The sequence below is a fragment of the Chryseobacterium sp. Tr-659 genome (assembly GCF_011752975.1).
Lineage (GTDB): Bacteria > Bacteroidota > Bacteroidia > Flavobacteriales > Weeksellaceae > Chryseobacterium.
Window position 1 is genome coordinate 329,143 of sequence record NZ_VWWP01000003.1, and the last position, 22,450, is coordinate 351,592.

14 protein-coding genes are annotated in these 22,450 nt (G+C 38.5%); 3 read left to right on the plus strand and 11 right to left on the minus strand.

Annotated features, from left to right (window positions below):
* Positions 1-31 precede the first annotated feature (31 nt).
* From F3J23_RS09120 to F3J23_RS09170, 11 genes are all read right to left on the minus strand, one after another.
* Entirely contained in the window at positions 32-2,302 is a 2,271-nt protein-coding gene (locus F3J23_RS09120; RefSeq protein ID WP_167027325.1) for a GH92 family glycosyl hydrolase, read from the minus strand.
* Positions 2,303-2,323: 21 nt separating this feature from the next.
* A complete protein-coding gene (locus F3J23_RS09125) occupies positions 2,324-3,184 on the minus strand; it encodes an ROK family protein (protein WP_167027327.1) in 861 nt (286 codons plus the stop codon).
* A 125-nt stretch (positions 3,185-3,309) separates the two neighbouring features.
* Entirely contained in the window at positions 3,310-5,715 is a 2,406-nt protein-coding gene (locus F3J23_RS09130) for an endo-beta-N-acetylglucosaminidase H (protein WP_167027329.1), read from the minus strand.
* A gap of 57 nt (positions 5,716-5,772) precedes the next feature.
* Entirely contained in the window at positions 5,773-7,929 is a 2,157-nt protein-coding gene (locus F3J23_RS09135) for an endo-beta-N-acetylglucosaminidase H (protein ID WP_167027331.1), read from the minus strand.
* Positions 7,930-8,037: 108 nt separating this feature from the next.
* Complete coding sequence (locus tag F3J23_RS09140; protein ID WP_167027333.1) at positions 8,038-9,465, minus strand: glycoside hydrolase family 125 protein; 1,428 nt, start codon at positions 9,463-9,465, stop codon at positions 8,038-8,040.
* A 32-nt stretch (positions 9,466-9,497) separates the two neighbouring features.
* The gene (locus F3J23_RS09145; RefSeq protein ID WP_228455306.1) at positions 9,498-11,741 is read right to left on the minus strand and encodes a GH92 family glycosyl hydrolase; all 2,244 of its coding nucleotides are present in this window, start codon (positions 11,739-11,741) and stop codon (positions 9,498-9,500) included.
* A gap of 111 nt (positions 11,742-11,852) precedes the next feature.
* Positions 11,853-12,824 (minus strand): glycoside hydrolase family 130 protein, encoded by a 972-nt coding sequence (locus F3J23_RS09150; protein ID WP_167027335.1) that lies wholly within the window; start codon positions 12,822-12,824, stop codon positions 11,853-11,855.
* Positions 12,825-12,859: 35 nt separating this feature from the next.
* Positions 12,860-14,161, minus strand: a complete 1,302-nt coding sequence (locus F3J23_RS09155) for an MFS transporter (protein ID WP_167027338.1) — start codon at positions 14,159-14,161, stop codon at positions 12,860-12,862.
* A 167-nt stretch (positions 14,162-14,328) separates the two neighbouring features.
* Positions 14,329-15,954 carry a SusD/RagB family nutrient-binding outer membrane lipoprotein gene (locus tag F3J23_RS09160; protein ID WP_167027340.1) on the minus strand — a complete coding sequence of 542 codons (1,626 nt, stop codon included), beginning with the start codon at positions 15,952-15,954 and terminating at the stop codon, positions 14,329-14,331.
* Positions 15,955-15,971: 17 nt separating this feature from the next.
* Positions 15,972-18,932, minus strand: a complete 2,961-nt coding sequence (locus tag F3J23_RS09165) for a SusC/RagA family TonB-linked outer membrane protein (protein WP_167027344.1) — start codon at positions 18,930-18,932, stop codon at positions 15,972-15,974.
* A gap of 340 nt (positions 18,933-19,272) precedes the next feature.
* Positions 19,273-20,151 (minus strand): AraC family transcriptional regulator, encoded by an 879-nt coding sequence (locus F3J23_RS09170; protein ID WP_167027347.1) that lies wholly within the window; start codon positions 20,149-20,151, stop codon positions 19,273-19,275.
* Between the two features lie 200 nt (positions 20,152-20,351).
* Between F3J23_RS09170 and F3J23_RS09175 the strand changes: the two genes are divergently transcribed.
* The 3 genes from F3J23_RS09175 (at position 20,352) to F3J23_RS09185 (ending at position 22,444) form a co-directional block, all read left to right on the plus strand.
* Positions 20,352-21,218 carry a helix-turn-helix domain-containing protein gene (locus F3J23_RS09175; protein WP_167027350.1) on the plus strand — a complete coding sequence of 289 codons (867 nt, stop codon included), beginning with the start codon at positions 20,352-20,354 and terminating at the stop codon, positions 21,216-21,218.
* 87 nt (positions 21,219-21,305) lie between these two features.
* Complete coding sequence (locus F3J23_RS09180) at positions 21,306-21,725, plus strand: OsmC family protein (protein WP_167027353.1); 420 nt, start codon at positions 21,306-21,308, stop codon at positions 21,723-21,725.
* A gap of 113 nt (positions 21,726-21,838) precedes the next feature.
* On the plus strand, positions 21,839-22,444 hold the full coding sequence (locus tag F3J23_RS09185; RefSeq protein WP_167027356.1) for a TetR/AcrR family transcriptional regulator: 606 nt from the start codon (positions 21,839-21,841) through the stop codon (positions 22,442-22,444).
* Positions 22,445-22,450: the final 6 nt, after the last annotated feature.

Consider the following 22,450-nt stretch of genomic DNA (forward strand, 5'->3'; position numbering starts at 1 on the left):
TTGTATTTCTGAATTAAAATTTATTATCTGATTATTCTTTGGACATTGAATATGGGAAATCTTTTTCCTGTGAACCTCTTTCTTTATTCGGTTTGCTGTCCATTTTAAAATCCAGAACCGCTCCTTTTATCAATTCTTGATGGCTAAGCCAGTTTTTAGAATAAGGCTGTTGGTTTACATTCAATGATTTTACATATATATTATCAGCACTGTTTTCCTGTGCTTTTATTTCAATTTTCTTACCATTTTCAAGATGAATGGTTGCTTCTTTAAATAAAGGAGCTCCCAAAACATACTGATCGGTTGCCGGCGTTACCGGATAGAACCCTAAAGCTGAGAAAATATACCATGCAGAAGTCTGTCCGTTATCTTCGTCTCCGCAATAGCCATCCGGAGTTGCATGATATAATTTATTCATCACCTGCCTTGCCCAATATTGCGTTTTGTAAGGTGCTCCGGCATAGTTATACAAGTAGATCATATGCTGGATCGGTTGATTTCCGTGAGCATATTGTCCCATATTCATGATCTGCATTTCTCGAATTTCATGGATCACTCCACCGTAATAACTGTCATCAAAAACCGGTGGAAGTGAAAATACCTCATCCAGTTTTGCTTCAAATTTCTTCTTTCCGCCCATCAGTTCTGCAAGACCATTTATATCCTGGAAAACCGACCATGTGTAATGCCAGCTGTTTCCTTCCGTAAAAGCATCACCCCATTTGAAAGGATTGAAAGGTTTCTGGAAATTCCCGTCTTTATTTTTACCACGCATCAGGCCTGTCTCTTTATCGAACAGATTTTTATAATTATACGCTCTTTTTTTATAGATATCAATTTCCGAAGCAGGCTTCCCTAGTGCTTTTCCCAACTGGTAAATGGAAAAATCATCATAAGCATATTCTAAAGTTCTTGCGGCATTCTCGTTGATTTTCACATCGTAAGGAACATAGCCTAATTTGTTATAATATTCTACTCCTGCACGCCCTACCGCTTCAATGGGACCTTCATTATCCGCTCCATGTTTTACAGCCTGCCAAAGGGTTTCCACATCATATCCTCTGAGTCCTTTGATATAAGCATCTGCTACTACGGATGCGGAATTATTCCCGATCATAATATCAGAATATCCCGGACTGCTCCACTCTGGTAAGAAACCACCTTCTTTATAAGCATTCGCAAGCCCTTCCTGCATTTCAACATTGATACTTGGATATACAAGGTTCAGAAACGGATACAACGCACGGAAAGTATCCCAGAAACCTGTTCCGGCAAACATTCTTCCGTCTGCAATTTTACCGTTATAAGGGCTCCAGTGTTTTATTTTATTCTGAGCATCGATTTCATATAATTTCTGAGGAAAAAATAACGTTCTGTATAAAGAGGAATAAAAGGTCCTCATCTGCTGATCTGTTCCTCCTTTTACTTCAAGTTTTCCAAGTGTTTTGTTCCAGATATTTTTAGCATCTGTTTTTACCTGATCAAAATTCCTGTTTCCGATCTCTCTTTTAAGGTTCAGTTCTGCCTGTTCAAAACTGATGAATGAAGAGGCTACTTTTGCATAAACGGCTTCTTTATTTTTCAATTTGAATCCAACTACAGCGCCGGCATGATCACTGGTAATTTCCAGCTGATCATTAATGAATTTATCATCTTTCCAGGCCTTTGTCAGCTCAAAATCTTTATCAAACTGAATGACAAAATAGTTTTTAAAATTTTCATATTTCCCGGTAGAATATCTTGTAGTGTATCCCAGAATTTTTCTTTCTTTGGGAAGTATTTTTATGTAAGAACCTTTGTTCAGGGCATCAATCACTACATAAGCACTATCAGTCTTCGGAAAATCGAATTTAAAGAAGGATGCTCTTTCTGTAGGTGTAAATTCTGTGGTTACATTGATATCAGCAAGGTATACGCTATAAAAATAAGGCGTTGAAACCTCAGCTTTATGACTGAACCAGCTTGCCCTGTCATCTTCTTTAAATTTTACTTTTCCTACTCCCGGCATGATGGCAAATGCGCCGTAATCATTCATCCAGGGAGAAGGCTGATGTGTTTGTTTGAATCCTTTTATTTTATCTGCATCGTAGGTGTACGCCCATCCGTCACCCATTTTTCCTGTCTGCGGGGTCCAGATATTCATTCCCCACGGAAGACCCACTGCCGGATAAGTATTACCATTTGACAGAGAAGGTTTAGACTGGGTTCCCATCAACGGATTCACATAATCTACCGGTGAAGGATTCTGCCCGAAGGCCCAGGCCTGTACTACAAGAAAGAAAGTAGAAAATAGAGACTTCATTGTATCGTTTCGTTTGTTAATTTATGTAAGCTTTTTTAATGCATAGCTGGCGGCTCCTAAAATGGCGGCATCTTCAAAGATGGCAGATATTTTAACCGGCAAGTTAATATTATTCTTTGTTAAATTCTGAATAAATCTTTCTTCGAAATGTGGGTATGCTTTTGCAATATTACCTCCTATAACTAAAACTTCCGGTTTGTAATCGTCCACATATTTCACAATAAATTCAGAAAATGAATCTGCATATTCATCAAATATCTGAGTCTGTATTTCAGCAGGTTTGTCCAACAGATCTTTGGTTCCGGAAATCTCTTCGCCTGTTAGCTCCTGATAACGGTTTACAAACCATCGTGTAGCAAGATAGTCTTCACAAACAGATTCTTTAAAGGGGGAATCCCAAAGGTCTTCATCGGTTGCCATTTCTCCATCATAGAAAGTAGTTCCCAATCCTGTTCCCAATGTCACGCCGAAAATCTTCTTAAAACCCTGAACACATCCACCAAATACTTCTCCTTCCATAAAGGCCGCAGCATCATTTACAAAATGAATCTGATCTGTAGAAACCGATAGTCTTTTCGCCAGTTCTTCTTTGATATTTACGTTGTATATATCAAGAAACTTTCCGTGGAGCATCAGCGATATTCCGTTTTCATAATTAAAAGGGCCGGGCATTGCAATTCCTACAAGAAGGTCTTCTTTAGCCAGATTATGAGCTGCTTTATGAATAGCCGAAACCCAGGCTGAGAAAATTGTTTCTTTATCATCAAATGAATTAACATGCTCCCGTACATACGTTGAAGAAATTATCTCACGTTTTTCAGGATCTACCTGCGCCATTGTAATATGCGAACCTCCAATATCTATTCCTACTATATTTTGCATTATTTTTTACTTTAAATTTAATATCAAACCATATTATGACTGAAAAACAGACAAACAAATGCAATCATCCGTCTGTCTGCTCCCGGTCACATATTTTATCTTATGATCAAGATAAATATCTTTGTTTATTTCACAATTATTTTTCCGGATGACAATATCTTATTACCTGCTGCTGTAATTTTGTAAAGATAAGTACCACTGGCTAAATCCTGTGTATTCACTACATTATTATTTTTATTAATATTCTGTTTTTTGGATAATTTTCCTGAAGCATCATACAGGAAAATATCGCTTGCCGAATGATCCTCAATTCTGAAATGAATATCATTTCCTCTTTTAACAGGATTAGGATAAACATTGCTTTCTTTAACCAGTTCAGTATCTTTTACCGATAAAGTGGCCTGGCAAGGTACATCTGTTTTCCAGTTGGTATCGGTCATACTAATCAGTGTAGCAAAATGCGTGTTAGGTGTGGAATCTAAAGCAGCCACACCACTTCCTTCATCCATTTTCCAATTGGCCTCAAGACTGGATGCATTAGGTGCTACATTACATTTATTGTCCAGAATTTCCTGTGCGGTTAATGCTCTTTTCCATACTCTGAATTCGTCCATAGAACCATTAAGAGCACGGGAATTATCATAGTTTCTTGCTAAATAAAGAATACCATTTGCTGTAAAGTTTCCTGTAGCCGGAGTACTGGCATCAAGGCTTCCGTTGACGTAAAGTTTCATCGCAGCTCCATCATAGGTTGCTGCCACATGATACCATGTATTTGTATTGAATGCCGTGTTTGTATTAAGTTTCACCTGAGAAGATCCGAAACTCAAAATAAACTGAAGTTTATTATTCGCAAGATTTCCGTCTCCAAATCTTAGTATCGCGGAATTATTGTCTCCAACTTCAATTCCGATGACGGAAGATATATATGGAAATCCTGTCTTGAATGCATTTACGTTGACCCAGCCTTCAAATGTAACGGCATTTCCATTGAGGTTAAACTGGCCTGCATTAAGGTATTGTGTGCTTCCGTTAAAAGATAAAGACCTTGGGCCGGGACTTGTAACAGGAGCAAAACCACTGTTAAATGTTCCTTCTCCCGAATAGGTACTTGCTGTTCCTCCGCTGCAAACGGTCTGTACTTTCCATTGATAGCTGGTATTCGGAGTCAAATTCTGAAGTGAATAGGTATTGGTAGTAATATTCTGAATTTCTTCCCAGGCAGAAGCAGCAGTTGTTTTGTATTGCAATGTATAAGAAGCAGCGGTTCCTGCATCCCATGACAACTGAACAGAATTTCCAAGATAACTTCCTGAGGTCAGTCCCGAAGGGGTGGAACATCCGTTTCCAGAATTGAATCTTGGAGCAAATAAATAAGTACTCGTTAATGTTGGAGAACAATTGGATTGTATTCTCCAGTCATAATCTGTGTTCAGTGTAAGGTTATTTACCACCACATTACTTCCGGAATAATTGCTTGCTGCATTGGTCCACACTGTCGAATTGGCCGGTTTATAGTCAACATTATAGGTTTGAGATCCGTTGGAAGTCCAGTTCAGTTTGGCGGAAGTTCCTGTTACATTAGAAACATCCAATCCCAACGGAGGATCACAGGTTTGACCTTGGGACCATGAATATAACTGTCCACTCAGAAGTGTATTTTCATTATAAAGAATATTGGATCCTGTACTTAAATAATTCGCCACATCTATTCCTCCGAGGTCATACCACATAAATACACCATATCCGTCATTTTTGGTATTGGTAGCCAGCGTAGTAAGCGTAGCAGGAGATGTAGACTGAGGATTTGTATTTTGAATCCAGGTTGCTGCGGCAGAAAGTTTAGATTTAGTAAGCGGAGGTACATTAGGAGCGCTGTAAGTTCCGTAAAATGGATTCCAGCTGTAATCTATATAGTTTCCGGCCATATCTCCGTTATAATTCTGTCTGCTCGTTGCGGGTCCCAGATAATAGAATGTAATCAGTTTATCAGGCATTGCTGCTTTAAGTTCCTGCAAAAGCATGACAAAAGAGCTGTTATTCGGCTGTCCGGTTCCGTTGTTTCCATAGCCTGCATATTCATCATCCAGATCTACTCCGTCTAATCCATAAGTATAAACGGTATGAGCTACCTGTAAAGCAAAATCTTTAGCCGCTTCACGGTTGGGGAAATTGGAAATTCCCGCCCCCTGGTGATTTCCCAGGATATCCAGCAACACCTTGATCCCTTTCTGTTGTAGAGGTTTTACATAAGTATTGACATCGTTCAGAACTTTGGTAACATTATTATTGCTTGAGATGTAGGCCCGGCTTTTGGATGCGTCATAATTAATGTTGGCAGCAAAGATAATGGCAACATCAAAAAGCTGTCTGTTTGTATTCTGTAAAGTATAAGAGCCTGCATTCAGCATATTGTTGTTGTTCACTTCCACATAGCATACTCCTAGCGGGTTCAGCTGCTGCCCCTTGAGCAAAGGAGCCGTCTGAAGCATCATTGCCAGAAGAGGAATAAAAAAGAATTTTTTTTTCATATCTTTTAATTTTTGTTATTGGAAAAACCACCGGGCCGAAACCCGGTGATTGATTGGTTATTTTACAATTAATTTCTCTGTGTGTTTAAGGCTTCCGTCCTGAGATTCAACCTGAACAATATAGCTTCCTGCTGAAAGGACAGACAGGTCATACTGATAATTTCCGGCTTTTATTGTTTTAGTGTCTAAGATTCTTCCGTTAAAATCATAAACCGTTAATTTCCCTCTGCTGTATCCATCCGGAACAGAAACCGTTAGTGATGAAGATTTGCTGGCAGGATTCGGATACATTTTGATCTGATTCTTACCGTTGTTCTCTGCTGAACTGATTGCTTTCTGAGCTGCACCATTTCTTGCAAGTTTGGAAGTACCTGTTGTACATGGCACATCTGTTCCCCAATTGGAAGCATCAACTCCTGTTAATGTTAATGTAACCCCATTTCCTGAAGTATCCTGAACGGATGAACCGCTTCCTTCGTTAAACTTCCAGTAAGCCGCAAGCGAAGTTGCCGGAACTGATACATTACACATATTCTGACTGATCTCTGTCTGGCTTAATGCACGTTTCCAAACTCTAACCTCATCTACTTTACCATTGAAGTTTCTTGATGTATTGTATAAATATCCTACATTAAATGCACCGTTTGAACTTACACTTCCTGTTTGTGATTTACTGGCATCCAGTACGCCATTAATATAAATCTTCATAGTAGTACCATCATATGTTGCAGCCACATGATACCAGGTATTAGCATTCAATGCTGTAGTGGAAGCCAATTTTTGCTGTACATTATTGATGCTTAGTACAAACTGAACTTTATTGTTTGCTACATTGGCATCTCCTAGTCGTAAAAATGCAGAGTTACTGTCACTAACCTCTGTTCCCATAATTGAAGAAATATATGGCGAGGCTGATTTGAAAGATGATGGTTTGATCCAGCCCTCAAAAGATAATGCAGAACCGCCCAGATTAAGATTTCCGGCTGCACCTGATTCAGAGCTTCCATCCAATGAAAGAGCATAAGATCCTGTAGGGTTGGTTGTCCCTGAACCGCTGTTAAATCTTGGCGCGAACATATAAGTACTTTTCACGCTGCAATTAGTTCTGATTCTCCAGTCGTAATCGGTGTTGGCTGTTAATCCTGTTATAGTAACTGAAGTAGCATTCAAGGCTGTTGCCGCACTTGTCCATGTTGAGGAAGAAGCCGGTTTATAATCAATATCGTAGGTATTTGTGCCCACAGCTGACCAGTTCAGCTTGGCGCTTGTACTTGTAAGATTACTGGTAAATAATCCGATTGGTGCATCACAATTTGTACCTTGAGTCCAGGATTGTAAAGTTCCGCTTAACACCGTTGGTTGTCCATATAATGTTTGGGTACCAGCTGAAAGCTGTGCTGTTTCGTTGGTTCCGTGAAGATCATACCACATGAAAACACCATATCCTCCGTTCTTGGTTTGAGTTGCTAAACTTGTTGTGGTAGAATTGGAAGTATTTCCCATCCATACAGCTGCGGGAGAGATTTGTGCTTTGGTAAGAGGCGGAACATTGGGTGCGGAAAAAGTTCCGTACATGGCGTTCCAGCTGTAGTTGACATAGTCTCCCACTCTTGATCCGTTCCATGAAAGTCTTGAAGCCGCATCACCATAGTAATAGAATGAAATAATCTTATCCGGCAACAGTGCTTTTAATTCCTGAACAAGCATGACAAAAGAACTGTCATTAGGCTGTCCTGTCCCGTTCTTTCCGTATTCAGAGTATTCATCATCAAAATCAATTCCATCCAAACCATATGTATTCACCGTATTGGCAAGCTGTAATGCAAAATCTTTTGCTGCTTCACGGGTAGGGAAATTACAAATTCCAGCTCCCTGGTGATTTCCCAGAATAGTTAATACCACTTTCATTCCTTTTTGCTGAAGAGGTTTAATGTAGGTATCTGCGTTGGTAAGAACCTTCGTTACATTATTATTAGCATACAGGTAAGCCCTGCCGCGGCTGGTATCATAATTAATATTGGCAGCAAAAATATTGACAACATTAAACAGGTAACTGTTCGATGTCTGCAGTTTGTACGCTCCTGCATTCAGGATGTTATTGTTATTCACTTCCACATAGCATATTCCCGTGGGATTAAGCTGTTGTGCGTTAATCGGAGAGACCGCCTGAAGCATTACTGCAGCCAGTGCGGTGAAAATGGATTTTTTTTTCATTGTATAATTTTTTTAAGGTTTTTTGGTGTCTGAATTTTATATAGCAATCCCCTGATATCTTCTTTTTCAAGAAAATACCTCAGATGAAAAGCTGTATAAAAAGGAGGGCTATGTCAGTAGCTCAGGGTTTTCGTTAAAGGTTTTCCATAATAATTCACCAAATAACGTATTGGCCCATGCAAACCATTCTCTGGTGAACTTTTTGTCATTGTCTTTATGGAAGGACTCATGCATAAAGCCTGTCCCGCCGTGCGTTTTCTGTAAGGTATCAATACACCATTTGATCTCACTCTTGTCTTTTGTAGTGAGCGCTTTCATAATGATACTCATTGGCCAGATCATATCCAGTCCGATATGCGGACCTCCTATTCCTTCTGCCAGCTTACCTTTGAAAAAGAAAGGGTTGTTTTCTGACCACACAAATTTTCTTGTATTCAGATATACAGGATCATCCGATTTCACCGCATCCAGATAAGGTAATCCCAGCAAGCTTGGGCAGTTCGCATCATCCATCAGGTTATAGCTTCCGAAACCGTTTACTTCAAAAGCGTATATTTTCCCAAATTCAGGATGATTGTAAATTCCGTATTTTTTTATGGCTGCTTCCACCTCATCCGCAAGGCTGGTAAGTTGTTGAGCCAATGTTTTTTCATTTTTAATCTGGGAAACCATTTCTGCAGCCTGTCGTAAGCTTACGACAGCAAATAAATTGGATGGAATCAGGAATCCATAAATTGTTGCATCATCACTTGGACGGAACATGGAGCTGATTAACCCCACAGGTTTTGTAGGATACCCGTATCCTCCCATAGGAACCCCGTCTGTAGCCCAAGCTGTTGTACGCTCGAATTTGTATGGCCCAAGATCCTTTTTTCTTTGTTGCTCTGTAAAAGTCTGTAATGTAAGTTTAATTCCTTTTAACCAATTGGCATCGAAAGGCTTTGTATCTCCCGTTGTTTTCCAGAAATGATAGGCCAGACGAATAGGATAACATAATGAATCAATTTCCCATTTTCTCTCATGGGTACCCGGTTTCATATCGGTATGATCATATTCTTTCCACTTGCTGATCTTTTGATCATCGTTGTAGAAAGCATTAGCATAAGGGTCTTTAAGGATGAATGTGGTCTGTTTATGAATAACTCCGGAAATCAATTTGTGAAGTTTTTCATCTTTTTTTGAGAACTGCAGGTAAGGGAAAACCTGTGCAGAACTGTCACGAAGCCACATGGCATCAATATCTCCTGTAATAACGTAGGTATCAGGAGTCCCATTGGTTTCGCTATAGAAAACGGTAGTATCTAATGTATTCGGAAAGCAGTTTTCAAAGAGCCAGGACAGTTCTTTATTTTTTACTTTCTTCTTAAAAGCTGCGATGGCACCTTCTACTGATTCACTTGTAAAATGTCTTTTATCTTTAGGAACACGGACAACAGGAAAATCATCCATCACTAGATTTTTAGCAAAAACATTTTGAGTAAACAGTAATCCGGCTCCCGCCAGTGCGCTTGTTTTAATAAAATTTCTCCTTTCCATTGATACTTTTATTTCGTTATTTTTTATTAGTCTTATTTTACAGGTTTGCTTCCCATTACAAATCTCAATTCCCCGCCATTCATGATATCACTGTGATTCAGTTCCCAGCTTTTGTACTCTTTCCCGTTCAGGAACATTTTCTGTACGTAGATATTTTTATCTGAGATTTTATCGGCAATCACCGTGAAAGTTTTTCCGTTTTCCAACTGTAAGGAGGCTTTCGGGAATTGGGGTGCTCCAATGGCATAAACCGGTTTTCCAGGTGTTACAGGATAGAATCCTAATGAAGAGAAAATATACCATGCTGACATTTGCCCGCAGTCTTCGTTATTCACAATCCCGTCTGGTTTTGCAGCATACATATTATCCCTGATATACTTTACCATTTTCTGGGTTTTATAAGGACTTCCTGCATAGTTGTACAGATACGGAACATGATGCCCCGGTTCATCACCAAAGCCCAGAGAACCGATGAATCCTGAAATATCAACATGCTGCTCTCCCTGCATATTCAACGCTTCAGAGAACGTTTTATCCAGTTTTTCTTCAAATCCCTTTTTTCCGCCGTACAGATTCATCATTTCATCAATCTGATGCGGAACAAAGAAATCATAAGCCCAGATATTTCCGGAAACCCAATGTGGCTGTAATTTCTTCCAATCGTTAAGAGGGAAATCTGCTAAGAATTTTCCGTCTTTCTGTCTTGGCCAGAAATGATTATTTTCTTTATTGAAGGTATTCAGGAAGTTCATGGAACGTTTTCTGTATACTTCTGCTTCATCTTTTTTACCTAATTTTTCTGCTAACTGCAGGATACACCAGTCGTCATAAGCATATTCCAGAGTTGCTGAAACAGAAGCTCCGTTTTCTGATGGTGTGTATCCTAATTTAATATAATCATTAAGACCTCCGCCTCCATCGCTGCTGCTCATTTTATCTGTAAGAGAAGCATCTTTCATTGCTGCAAAAGCTTTTTCTTCATCAATTCCGGGAACTCCTTTGGAGATAGCATCCCAGATGACCGATGCACTGTGGTATCCCAGCATACAGAAGTTATCGTATCCGCAAAGCTCCCAGATCGGCATATGATCCTTACGATCTGTATACCTGCTGATCAGGGAATTTGCAAATTCTTTGGTATGTTTCTGATCCATAATAGTAAGCAGCGGGTGAGTTGCTCTGAAACCATCCCAGTACGAATAGGTACTGTAGTTGGTAAACCATTTGGTATTCATATTTTCCTGAGCGGCCACATAATCGCCATTCACATCCATATAAAGGTTCGGAGCAATGAATGTATGATACACTCCTGTGTAGAAAATTTTTCTCTGATTATCCGTGCCTCCCGTTACCTGGAATCTGCCTATAAGGTCTCTCCATGTTTTTTGCGCTGTTTCTTTTGCTTTTGCAAAATCCACATTTTTAGCTTCTGTATCGAAGTTTTCCTGTGCATTTTCTGTGCTTACCGGAGATAAAGACACTTTTACTTCAATACTCTCGTTGGCTTCCGTTGCAAATCTTACAAATGCTTTTGCATCTTTGGCCAGCGCTATCTTTTCATCGTTTTTTATTTTTCCTTCAGCATAAACGCCATAGGATTTAAACGGTTTTGAAAATTCCATTACGAAATAGGCAAATCGTTTTCCTCCCCATCCGTTACTATAGCAATATCCTTTTATTTTATTATTGCCTTCTACGCTTACCAAAGTGTGATAAATATTTCCGAATATCTTATTGGTAGGATCAATAATGATATTGGCTTCGTCAGTTTTCGGGAAGGTATACTTATGAAATCCGACTCTTGGGGAAGCGGTAAGTTCTGCCTTCACTCCATAGCTGTCAAGCATTACAGAATAATATCCGGGAGATGCTGTTTCTTTATCATGGCTGAAAGTTGAACGATACCCTGTTTCCGGCTTATCTTCCGATCCCGGAACCATTTTTACCTGCCCTACAGTAGGCATTACGAGAATATCTCCAAGATCTGCCCAGCCTGTTCCGCTAAGGTGATTGTGGCTGAATCCCATGATCGTCTTACTGCTGTAATGATATCCGGAACACCAGTCCCAGTCTCCGCTTTTGGTATTCTGATCAGGGCTTAGCTGGATCATTCCAAATGGTGTGGTAGCTCCCGGGAAGGTATGCCCATGGCCACCTGTTCCTATGAACGGATCTACCCAGGATAAAACATCATTTTTACTCTGTTGGGCATAGGTTACAGAAACCAGGGTTGTAAAAAGGCAGATAAGCAATTCTTTTTTCATGATAAGAGGCATCAGGATGGTTTTAATTTAAAAGTTGGTTTAAAAATATGAAAACCATTACAAAGATCCCAATAATAAAGGGAATTAAGCTGATGATCATATTTTCAAAAACTTTGTGATTACTTAGATTGAGTTCTTTTTCATAAAATCAATAATTTCTGAGATATACCCGAATGCTATCGCTACTACAGTATCGGCTGCACCGTAATATACGGTTACTTTATCGCCTTCTGTTAATGCAGCACAAGGGAAAACCACATTCGGAACATCTCCTGTCATCTCATACAATTCTGCCGGAGCCAACAGATAGGGCTTGGTTCTGTACAGTACTTTTGTAGGATCTTCAAGGTCCAGTAAAGCAGCTCCCATGGAATATCTGAACCCTCTGCAGGTATTGATTACCCCATGATAGAAAAGCAGCCATCCTTCTTCTGTTTTAATAGGAACCGGTCCTCCTCCAATCTTTGTACATTGCCATGCACTGTCTTCAAATGGAGTTACTTTCATTACACAACGGTGTTCTCCCCAGTATTTCATATCAGGACTATAACTGATATAAATATCTCCGAAAGGTGTGTGTCCGTTATCACTCGGGCGGCTCAACATTGCATATTTACCATTGATTTTTTCAGGAAAAAGAACTCCGTTTCTGTTGAAGGGAAGGAATGCATTTTCACACTGAAAAAATTCTTTAAAATCAAAAGTGTATCCAATCCCGATGGTTGGGCCATTGTATCCGTTACACCAAGTGATCCAATAGCGGTCTTCTATGAAAGTTACTCTTGGGTCATATTTATAATCGGATTCAATCATATCGGTGTTTCCGGCCTTCATTTCAATAGGATCGTGATTAATATCCCAATTGATTCCGTCTTTACTGAAGCCGGCAAAAATATTCATTTGTACCGCTTTATTATCGCAACGGAATACTCCTGCGAATCCATCTTCAAAGGGGATAACCGCACTGTTGAATATACTGTTGGATGTTGGTATCGCATATCTGTTAATGATCGGGTTTTCGGAAAACCTCCACATAATATCACTGCAACCTTCCGGGCGATCCTGCCAAGGGATCATTACTGATTGAGCTGTCATAAAGTATGTTTACTTTTTTATTTTTAAATTAATTATTAATCGATTGAGTGTTCTTTCTGATCTTCAGAATAAGGGAACGGAACCCACAGGGTTACAAGAAAAGCAGGAATAGTAGCTACCAGCACCCAGATAAAGAACATTTTGTACCCGATCCAGTCGCTGATCATTCCACTGAACATACCGGGAATCATAACTCCCAGATTCATAATTCCTGTTGCGAATGCATAATGTGCTGTTTTATGTTTTCCTGGTGCTATCTGCTGCATCATATACAGCATCAATCCCACAAAGCCGAATCCATAGCCGAAATATTCGACAACAACGGCAATTCCTACCGGCAAAAGTTCTGACGGTTGATAATATGCTAATAAAGCATACACTACAAACGGAATATTAAAGGCACAACATAGCCATATCAGTGATTTTTTCAAACCTCTGGCTGAGATAAAATATCCCGCCAGTACAGATCCCAGGATGAATGCTGCTGAACCGTATGTTCCATAGATCAGCCCGATATCCGATGTTGATAATCCCAACCCTCCTGAAGTTCTCGGCGCCTTAAAAAATAAGGGTGCAATTTTTATGGCAAAACCTTCTGCAAAACGGTATAGAATTATAAACAGTACAGACCACAGGATACTTTTTTTAGTAAAGAAAGAAGTAATAACTTCGAGCAATTCTTTACGTACGTTTCCTGCTGTTTTTCCTGTTTTCTGAACCTCAGCTTTATTTTCTTTCGGCAGGATGAAGTAATGATATACGGCCAACACAAAAAACAATAAGGCATAGATTACCATGATGATCATCCAGGCATGAGTAACTCCTTTGGTCTTTTCTAAAACACCCGCAAAATAGACCAAGGCTCCGCTGCTTATAATTTTTGCCAGATTATAGAAAGCTCCCTGCCAGCCAATGTATTTTGCCTGTTCTTTATTGGAAAGAAGCCCAATATATGTTCCATCTGCTACCACATCATGGGTAGCTCCGCAAAATGCTACCACAGCAAAAAGTGCTATACTGTATTTGAAAAAATCATGCAAAGGCAGACTTAATGCAACTAAGGCAAACAGAATCCCTATGGCAAACTGAGTAAAAACAACAAAGAATTTTTTGGTTTTATAAATCTCCAAAAAAGGGCTCCAAAGAGGTTTCAACGTCCACGAGAACATGATAAGGGCCGTCCAGAAGGTGATCTTCGAATCTGACACCCCCATATCTTTGTACATGATTCCGGAAACGGCATTAATGGTTACAAAGGGAACTCCCATTGCAAAATATAATGTAGATATCCAAAGAATTGGTTGAATCCGACGTGTTCCGGAGTTGTTGTTTCCCATATTTTAAAATAAGATGCTAAAAGAAAAAAAGGACATCTCAAAATTTCATTCCGGCATAAAACGAAACTATAAATTTTTGGAGATTTTACTCTCCGCCCAAATGAAAGTATCCAGTATGGCCTGGCTTGAGATGTCTCTGTATATATTAAAAAGTGTTTGGGGTTGTATTATTTTTTATCCCACCATAATTTGGTTCCTCCTGTATCAGGGCCGTTAAGCATTTGTGCTGCCTGCTGATAGTTGTACAATGAGGTTTTGGTATCAATAGTGAAAGGAATTCTTCGGATCATTACATCAGTATCAATCGTTCCGCCACTATCATTTTTTCTAATTTTGAAAAGAATAGGATAACCTGTTCTTCTCTGCTCAGCCCAAGCTTCTGGTCCGTTTGGATAAAGTGACAGCCATTTTTGGGTAATAATTCTTTCTAATTTTCTTTCGTTGGTATCGCTGTTATTCCATGCAATGGTAATTGTACTTAACTGTGGATTTCCTACCGGGATATTATTCGCAGCATTTTTAGGATCAACATAGGGAGCTTCTGTAGAAGTTGCATCGGCAAGGTAGGCTGCAACATTTGCACTTTTACCCCACTCACCGAAAGATTGCTGAACTCCGGTGGTATAGTTGGTTCCAATATCTCCTGCTCCTGTGTATCCTCTCAACGCAGCCTCAGCTTTCAGGAACCATGTTTCTGCGGCAGTAAATAATTTCATTTTACCATCAGTTGCGGAAAAATAGTCTCCGGCGGCTGATTTTGCCTGCGGCTGTGAGAATGCTCCATAAGTAGATTTCCCATTTAATAAATCAATTCCCTGGCGTACTCCTATATATTTCCCCTGAACATCTGCATCTTTTGCAGGAATAGCATATGCAGGAAGCCTTGGGTCATTATATCCGTTCATATAAGCCATTAAAGGTGCCCCTATCAAACAGTCTCCCCAAGAGTAGATAATAAAGCTCAATTCGGACTGTCCTACACTGATCAGGGCATTGTCTGCATTGTCAGTAATCAATCCTGCTGTTGAAGCTAATGCCTCTTCTGCATATTGTTTTGACTTCGCAGGATCTGCATAACTCATTCTCATGGCTAATCTCAGCTTTAATGAATTAGCCAGTTTTGCCCACTGAGCCATATTTCCTCCATAAACCAGATCTGCATTCTTCAATGAGGTTTTATCTTCAACATTTTGCGTCGCCGGAGTAGCAATTACTTTCTGTAAATCTGTAATAGCTGCGGTAAGATCTGCAATAAAATACTTATACGCATCCTGCTGGGAATCAAAATCCGTAACTCCATTAGGATTGGGTGTTTCATATTTGCTGTATACCACAGGGCCATGGCTGTCTGACACTCTTGCTGCTGTGATGACTTTAAGAATTTTTTTAACAGCGAATGTTCCTGTAAAATCTACTCCCTGATAGTTTACTTTAGCTGCGTTATCTATAACGATAGAATAATTGAAAATATCCTGCTGTCTGGCAATAATTCTATTGTTCCATCCATCCATCATAGAATAAGTAAGATTATTTACTCCTCCGTTAAATGGGGTTGCTGTACTGAACAGCCCGCTATACATATCTGCACTAAGGTTAGGGTATAGCTGATAATCTGCCTGTAATCCTCTTTGTATAGACTTCATAGGGTTAACAACTGCAATAAAATCTGCGTAAAAATTTTCAGGTCCTCCTAGTTTTTCCTGATTATATTGGTCAAAGTCATTCGTACAGCCTGAAGCAGAAAGTGTTACTACAGCACCGAATAACAATGTTTTAATATGATTGATTTTCATTTTCTTAATTGTAAAAGTTAGAAATTAGCCTTTAATGATAAACCTATAGATCGGGTAACCGGTAATCCAAAAGAGTCTACCCCAACCCCACCGGGAGTATTTCCTGATACTTGTTCAGGATCAAACGGCGCTTTTTTATAGAAGAAAAATAAGTTCGTTCCTACTAAACTTACCGTTGCATTTCTCAAATATTTTGAATTAAGATCAAACGTATATGACACAGATGCCTGACGTAAACGTACTGTTGTAGCGCTATACAAATAGGCTTCATCAATCCCTTTTCCAAATCCTTCCGTTGTTCCTACTGCTTTATAATAATCCTTTGCATTGGTTAAACCAGTATAAGCCTGCCCTGCATTAGGAGTTCCCGGTGCATATACAGCATTTGGAATTGCTACTCCTCCTGCATCTCTTGCATCTGCAGTAGCCTGGCTTACTCCATACAAGTCATTAGCCTTTTCGGTAAGAGAAAGTACTTTACCTCCAAATTTACCATCAATAAGGAAAGAGATTCCTAACTTGCCAATATTAAAGGAGTTATTGAATCCCATAATAAATTTAGGGTTAGGATTACCCAGATAAGAAGGGGTACCTTCTGCTAAAGGAACTCCTTTTTCATTTACTAAAACACGTCCCTGGTCATCTCTTTTAAATTTTATTCCATAAAGGTCTCCAAATGATCCTCCCAGTTTAAGTCTGGTATAGTCTCCCCCTCCTGCTAACGAGAAAAGTTGCTCTTCCGGTATAGGAAGTCTGCTTGGGAATAGTTCAACAATTTTATTTTTATTAGCTGAAGCATTCACTGTAGCTGTCCATCCAAATCTTTCTGAATCAAAGATCTTATAGGATAATGAAGATTCAAAACCTGTATTTCGGATTTTTCCTGCGTTAATGTAGTATGACCCTGGAAACAGCCCTCCTAAATTTGAAGGGATTGTTGTTTCCAACAATTGGTTACTTGTATTGGAGTTATAGTAAGTAATATCAAAATTTAGCTTGTTATTAAGTAATCTTAGCTCGGTTCCGGCTTCAAAGGTTTTGTTAAGTTCCGGTTTTGGAAGCAATGCCTCAAAACCAGCACCTGTAGCAAAAGAGCTCTTAGGATATACAAGCGTTCCTGCATCTACTCCATAAACATATCCCTTATTATATTCAACCATCGCATTGGTAATATTAGTTGGCAGCCCCAATCCGACAGTAGCGTAAGATCCTCTTACTTTCCAGAAGTTAATAACCTCAGGAAGTTTGAAAATAGAAGATAATATAGCATTAGCCCCCACAGATTCATAATCAAATCCCGTTCTTCCTGTTAAAGCCAAAGTAGAATCCCAGTCATTTCTGAAAGTCATATCCACATAGAACATATTCTTATAACCTACAGAAGCACTTGCAAAAACAGATTGCACCTGTTTTTTCATATTAGTATAGGTATTGTGATATCCATCTCCCGGCGCTCTGTTTACATTCCATTGAAGGTTGTTCAAAGTGAAAAGGTTAGGATTCGCCAGATAAGCATTATCAATTTGTCCTATCTTATTTCTGGTTGTATTGATACTTCCCCCTACCGTAAAATCTAATGAAATAGACTCACTTATTTTAGGACTACCAATAAGTAAAACATCTCCATAGGTAGACGAGTTTTCATATGTATTTTTGAGAATTCTACCATTAATACCATTCGCCAGTAAGCTAGGTGCGGAAAAAGCTGCGATATCACGCTGGCTGTCTGAAATATTCCAGCTATAGTTCCCTCTCACTCTCGCTGTTAACCAAGGATTAATCTGATAAGACAATGAAAGAGCTCCATAGGTATTCTTGTTACTAACCGTAACAGGGTTTCTGTTCAAGATCCAATAAGGATTCTGCGTCACCGGATTTCCTTTGAAACTTCCATCCGGGTTTACTTCCCACCAATTTTGAGCGGGTAAAAATCTCGTTTTATCTAAGTAAAAATAATTATTGGGGCCATATTGATCAAAATCTACTCCTCTTGGCAGCCAGTATAAACTTGTTAATGGAGAAAAAGATGCTCCGGGAGTCTGTCTGTTCTTACTTTCCTGTAATGATCCAATAAAGTTGGCATCTAATGTCAGTTTATCGTCCAGGAACTTACTTGAATTTCTGAAGGATACATTATACTGATCAAAATAAGACATCGGAACCACTCCTTTATTGGTCGTATTTCCGATGGAGAAATAGCTGGTTGATCTTTCATTTCCTGATTGGAAAGAAAGACTGTTTACCCACGTAGTTCCCGTTTGTAGAAAATCTTTTAAATAATCCTTGGATGCTCCTTTTGCTCCCCAGCTGTCCACAGCCTGCCCAGGTTGTTGACCTGAAATAGAAGGATCATAAGACAGATAACTATGCTGCAGTTTTGGAAGACTGTATGCTCTTTCTACGGTAAAACTGGAACTATAAGCAATTGAACTTTTACCCGCACGCCCTTTTCTAGTGGTAATCAAAATAGCTCCGTTGCCTCCAGCGGATCCATACAATGCAGAAGCAGAAGCTCCTTTAAGGAAGTTGATACTTTCAATATCATCAGGATTAATAGAACTCAATACGTCTCCGGGATCCGGCATATTGGAGTACTGTCCGATATCTGCTGATTTTCCTGTTCCGTTGATAATAGGAATTCCATCGATTACATATAAAGGCTGGGCATTATTTACAGACTTATTCCCTCTCATAATCACCCTTACGGAACTTCCTACACCATTAGTTCTGTTGATTTGTACATTGGAAACTTTTCCATTGATCGAGTTTAAAAGATTGGGAGTTTTCACTTCCGTAAGCTCATCTCCTCCAATCTGCTGGCTGGAATATGTCAGGGAGCGGGCCTGCCTTTTGATCCCCAAAGAGGTGACTACGACCTCCTGAATATCGGTTGTCTTCGTAGTGTCGGCCGCTTTTTTCTCCTGTGCATTGGCAGAAAGTGAAAAAACAAACAGAACCGGTATAACTGCTTTTCTCATAAGGTTTAGATTAGTTAGATTTAATTGAGAATCAATGACATTACTTTATTTTTCCAATACACAGAGTTTATTGTTTTTTCAGCAATATTTTACTGTTTTTGTATTAAATTATTTAAAGTTTTATTAAGATTTAATTCACATTAACAAATCTAAATTTTGTAACCAGTCAGATATAATACTATTTTATCATAAAACGATATTATTTTTTCAGCAATTAATTAAAAAAGCAAATAACATCCTAAATATCAACAAAATACAACACCACCCAAACAATTAGAAAAAGAGGATTTATTTTTATAATTAAAAGCAAAAAGAGGAAAGTTTGAACTTTAAGGCACTATTATTCAATCTTTTTAACCCCTTTAAATTGTTCTCTGAATTCCGTAGGGGTAGTTTTTTTGATGGATTTAAAAACTTTATTAAAATTCGCGATATTATTGAATCCCGCTTCAAAAGCAATTTCAAAAACGGTGAGATTTTTTTCCATTAGCCAGCGGGCAGCATAACTGATCCTTATTTCATTAAGGTAATTGATAAATGTTTTGCCGGTTCTCTTTTTAATAAACCTGTTGAAGGTTACATTGCTCATATTTACCAGCGAAGCCACATCGTCCAGGGTGATTTTATTTTCAAAATTTTTATGTACAAAATCATGAATAATCTTCATTTTATCATTATCTGCAAACGTTTCAAGCTCAATACTGTAAGAAGACAAAAGTGTTTTATCTTCCGCAGTGGCCAATTCATTTAAAATCTTCATAATCTCTATAAAAGACTCAAAGCTGTTCATTTTTGACAGATTGAGAAACGAATCTTTTAGCTTTTCAGCGGTTTCCGTAGAGAAAAGAATTCCTCTTATGGAATCTTTCATCAGATTATTTATGGGCTTCAGGATATTTTTCTCCATTAAAGACTGATTAAAGAAGTCCTGATTAAATTGCACCGTAATTTCATGAGTCTTCCGGTTTTTGCATTTGTAATTGGCCCAGCAATGCGGCAAATTAGGCCCTACCAGTACCAACTCTATATTCCCGATTTCTCCAGTGTGATCACCTATCATCCTTCGGTATCCTTTTCCTTTATAGATAAAATTAATTTCAATTTCCGGATGATAATGGTAGGGGAAATCAAACGATGCTTTGATCCTGTCAAATACCAGAAAACTATCTTCAGGAGATAGTGGAGTTATTTCTCTGAGAATATTTTCTAATTCGTTCATACAGGCAGTGCTGGAAAAAGGTTAATAATAAAGTTCACAGTACAAATATTTGTAAAATTGATAAAATAATATCAATGTAAAAGCATATTTGCATTTTTTTTCATCCCGATTCTTGATCTTAGTCGTAAGAAAAAACAAATCTCAGTAATTTAATCCGTTTGAAATCATGCTTTTTTGTATCTTTAAACTAAAGTTAAAGTATGCCGCAACCGCTTATCTTTGAAGATCAATATAAAAGACTTGGATTGGAAATATTTTCAGAAAAAAATCTGGAAAACTTCAGCGGGGATCATTTTAAAACAGATATCAAAGTTTTTTTTATTCCTTCAGGATATCAGCTAACGGTAGATTTTAATCATTATAAAACTCAAAAACCATCTCTGTTCTTTCTTACCAATCAGCATCTGAATTTACAAAAGGGGAAAGAAGAGTCTATGCTTCTGTATTATAACCGTGATTTCTATTGTATTCAAATTCATGATAAAGAGGTAGCTTGTGACGGACTTCTCTTTCATAATGTATTTGAAATTCCTTTTGTGGAACTGGATGCCCCGGAAACAATACGTATTAAAGAATTATTCAAAAATATTAAAGATGAGCTTGAATGGAAAGATTCTTCGGCAGAAGAAATGATCAGAACCTATGTAAAGCAGATCATTATCCGGGCTACCAGAAAATGGAAAAAACAGAATCTCGATAATGATATGGTCAGAATACCCGGTAGTGAACTCGATATTTTCAGGGATTTCAGCAGACATCTGGAAATCCATTTCAGAGAAAAGCATCATGTAGCAGATTATGCAGACCTGCTTCATCTTGCTCCAAAAACTCTGACCCATAAGTTTAAAAATTTAAATCTGGATTCTCCGAATCAGTTTATCATCAACAGAATTTTACTGGAAGCTAAAAGACTGCTCTATTATACGGATAAACCGGTGAAGGAGGTTGCATATGATCTCGGATATGAAGATCCGGCCTATTTCAACCGGCTTTTCACCAATAAAACAGGAAGTACTCCTGCTAATTTTAAGAAAAATTACTCTTCGGGAAAAAAGTACAATATTTAAGTCTTTTTATCTATTGAATCAGCTTTATTACCGACATATCTTTGTAACATCAAAAACAAACAATATTAAAATAAAAAAACAAACATTATGAGACGTAACGCAACAGCCGTTTGGAACGGTACCATCAAAGAAGGTAAAGGACATCTAACTACTCAGAGTACAACGCTTAACAATACTCAATATTCTTTCAACAGCCGTTTTGCTGATGGTGTGGGAACCAACCCTGAAGAATTGCTCGCCGCAGCACACGCCGGATGTTTTACAATGAAACTGGATGCAGAACTTTCACAGGCAGGATATAACCCCGAAGAGCTAAAAACCACCTCTGTGATTACCCTTGATCCAAACATTGGAAAGATCACAAAATCCGAACTTACCTTAACAGCTAAGGTTCCGGGAATTTCTGAAGAAGAGTTTCAAAAATATGCAAAGATTGCTGAAGAAGGATGCCCGGTAAGCGCAGCGTTCAACTTTGAAATCACTTTGAATGCTACTTTGGAGCAGTAAAATATAAAAAATCACTATTAAATCTGGGTATAATCGCAACTCAGATTTAATTTTCAAATAAAATATACCGAGTGGTATATTTTTGTATATTTGCATTATTATTAAACACTTAAATGTCAAAGGCAGAAAAAACAAAGCAGCACATCATTGAGAAAACGGCTACTCTTTTTAATACAAAGGGCTATATCTCCACGTCGCTGTCAGACATTACCCAGGCAACCGGCTTAACTAAAGGGAGTATCTATGGAAATTTTGAAAATAAAGATGAAGTAGCTATTGAGGTATACAAATACAATGCTGCATTATTAAGCACAACACTCAGCCGGTCTTTCGGAGATGAATACCCCACATCACTGGATAAGCTCCACGCTTTTGTAAATTTTTACAGAAAAAACTGGCCTTATGTATTTTCGAATGGAGGATGTCCTTTAATGAATGCCGCAACAGAAGCAGATGATTCTTTTCCTGCCTTGAAAAATCAGGTTAAAAACTCTTTTGAGTTATGGATGAAAAAAGTATCATCAGTTATTCAGCAAGGACAGAAAGACAGGGAAATCAATGAAAAAATTAATGCCGGAGAATATGCATCGATGTTCATTATGCTGATTGAAGGCGGAATATTGCTTTCAAAAACCATGGGAGACCAAAGCTTTCTTAATAATGCCCTAGATAGAATTACTCAGATGATTGATCATGAATTAACCATTCTTCCATCATAAATTATA

What these genes read in the sequence shown, in the direction of transcription:
- F3J23_RS09170 (WP_167027347.1), bottom strand. Translation starts at nt 20,151, where the DNA reads ATGAACGAATTAGAAAATATTCTCAGAGAAATAACTCCACTATCTCCT.
- F3J23_RS09125 (WP_167027327.1), bottom strand. Translation starts at nt 3,184, where the DNA reads ATGCAAAATATAGTAGGAATAGATATTGGAGGTTCGCATATTACAATG.
- F3J23_RS09175 (WP_167027350.1), top strand. Translation starts at nt 20,352, where the DNA reads ATGCCGCAACCGCTTATCTTTGAAGATCAATATAAAAGACTTGGATTG.
- F3J23_RS09160 (WP_167027340.1), bottom strand. Translation starts at nt 15,954, where the DNA reads ATGAAAATCAATCATATTAAAACATTGTTATTCGGTGCTGTAGTAACA.
- F3J23_RS09130 (WP_167027329.1), bottom strand. Translation starts at nt 5,715, where the DNA reads ATGAAAAAAAAATTCTTTTTTATTCCTCTTCTGGCAATGATGCTTCAG.
- F3J23_RS09150 (WP_167027335.1), bottom strand. Translation starts at nt 12,824, where the DNA reads ATGACAGCTCAATCAGTAATGATCCCTTGGCAGGATCGCCCGGAAGGT.
- F3J23_RS09120 (WP_167027325.1), bottom strand. Translation starts at nt 2,302, where the DNA reads ATGAAGTCTCTATTTTCTACTTTCTTTCTTGTAGTACAGGCCTGGGCC.
- F3J23_RS09155 (WP_167027338.1), bottom strand. Translation starts at nt 14,161, where the DNA reads ATGGGAAACAACAACTCCGGAACACGTCGGATTCAACCAATTCTTTGG.
- F3J23_RS09165 (WP_167027344.1), bottom strand. Translation starts at nt 18,932, where the DNA reads ATGAGAAAAGCAGTTATACCGGTTCTGTTTGTTTTTTCACTTTCTGCC.
- F3J23_RS09140 (WP_167027333.1), bottom strand. Translation starts at nt 9,465, where the DNA reads ATGGAAAGGAGAAATTTTATTAAAACAAGCGCACTGGCGGGAGCCGGA.
- F3J23_RS09145 (WP_228455306.1), bottom strand. Translation starts at nt 11,741, where the DNA reads ATGCCTCTTATCATGAAAAAAGAATTGCTTATCTGCCTTTTTACAACC.
- F3J23_RS09135 (WP_167027331.1), bottom strand. Translation starts at nt 7,929, where the DNA reads ATGAAAAAAAAATCCATTTTCACCGCACTGGCTGCAGTAATGCTTCAG.
- F3J23_RS09185 (WP_167027356.1), top strand. Translation starts at nt 21,839, where the DNA reads ATGTCAAAGGCAGAAAAAACAAAGCAGCACATCATTGAGAAAACGGCT.
- F3J23_RS09180 (WP_167027353.1), top strand. Translation starts at nt 21,306, where the DNA reads ATGAGACGTAACGCAACAGCCGTTTGGAACGGTACCATCAAAGAAGGT.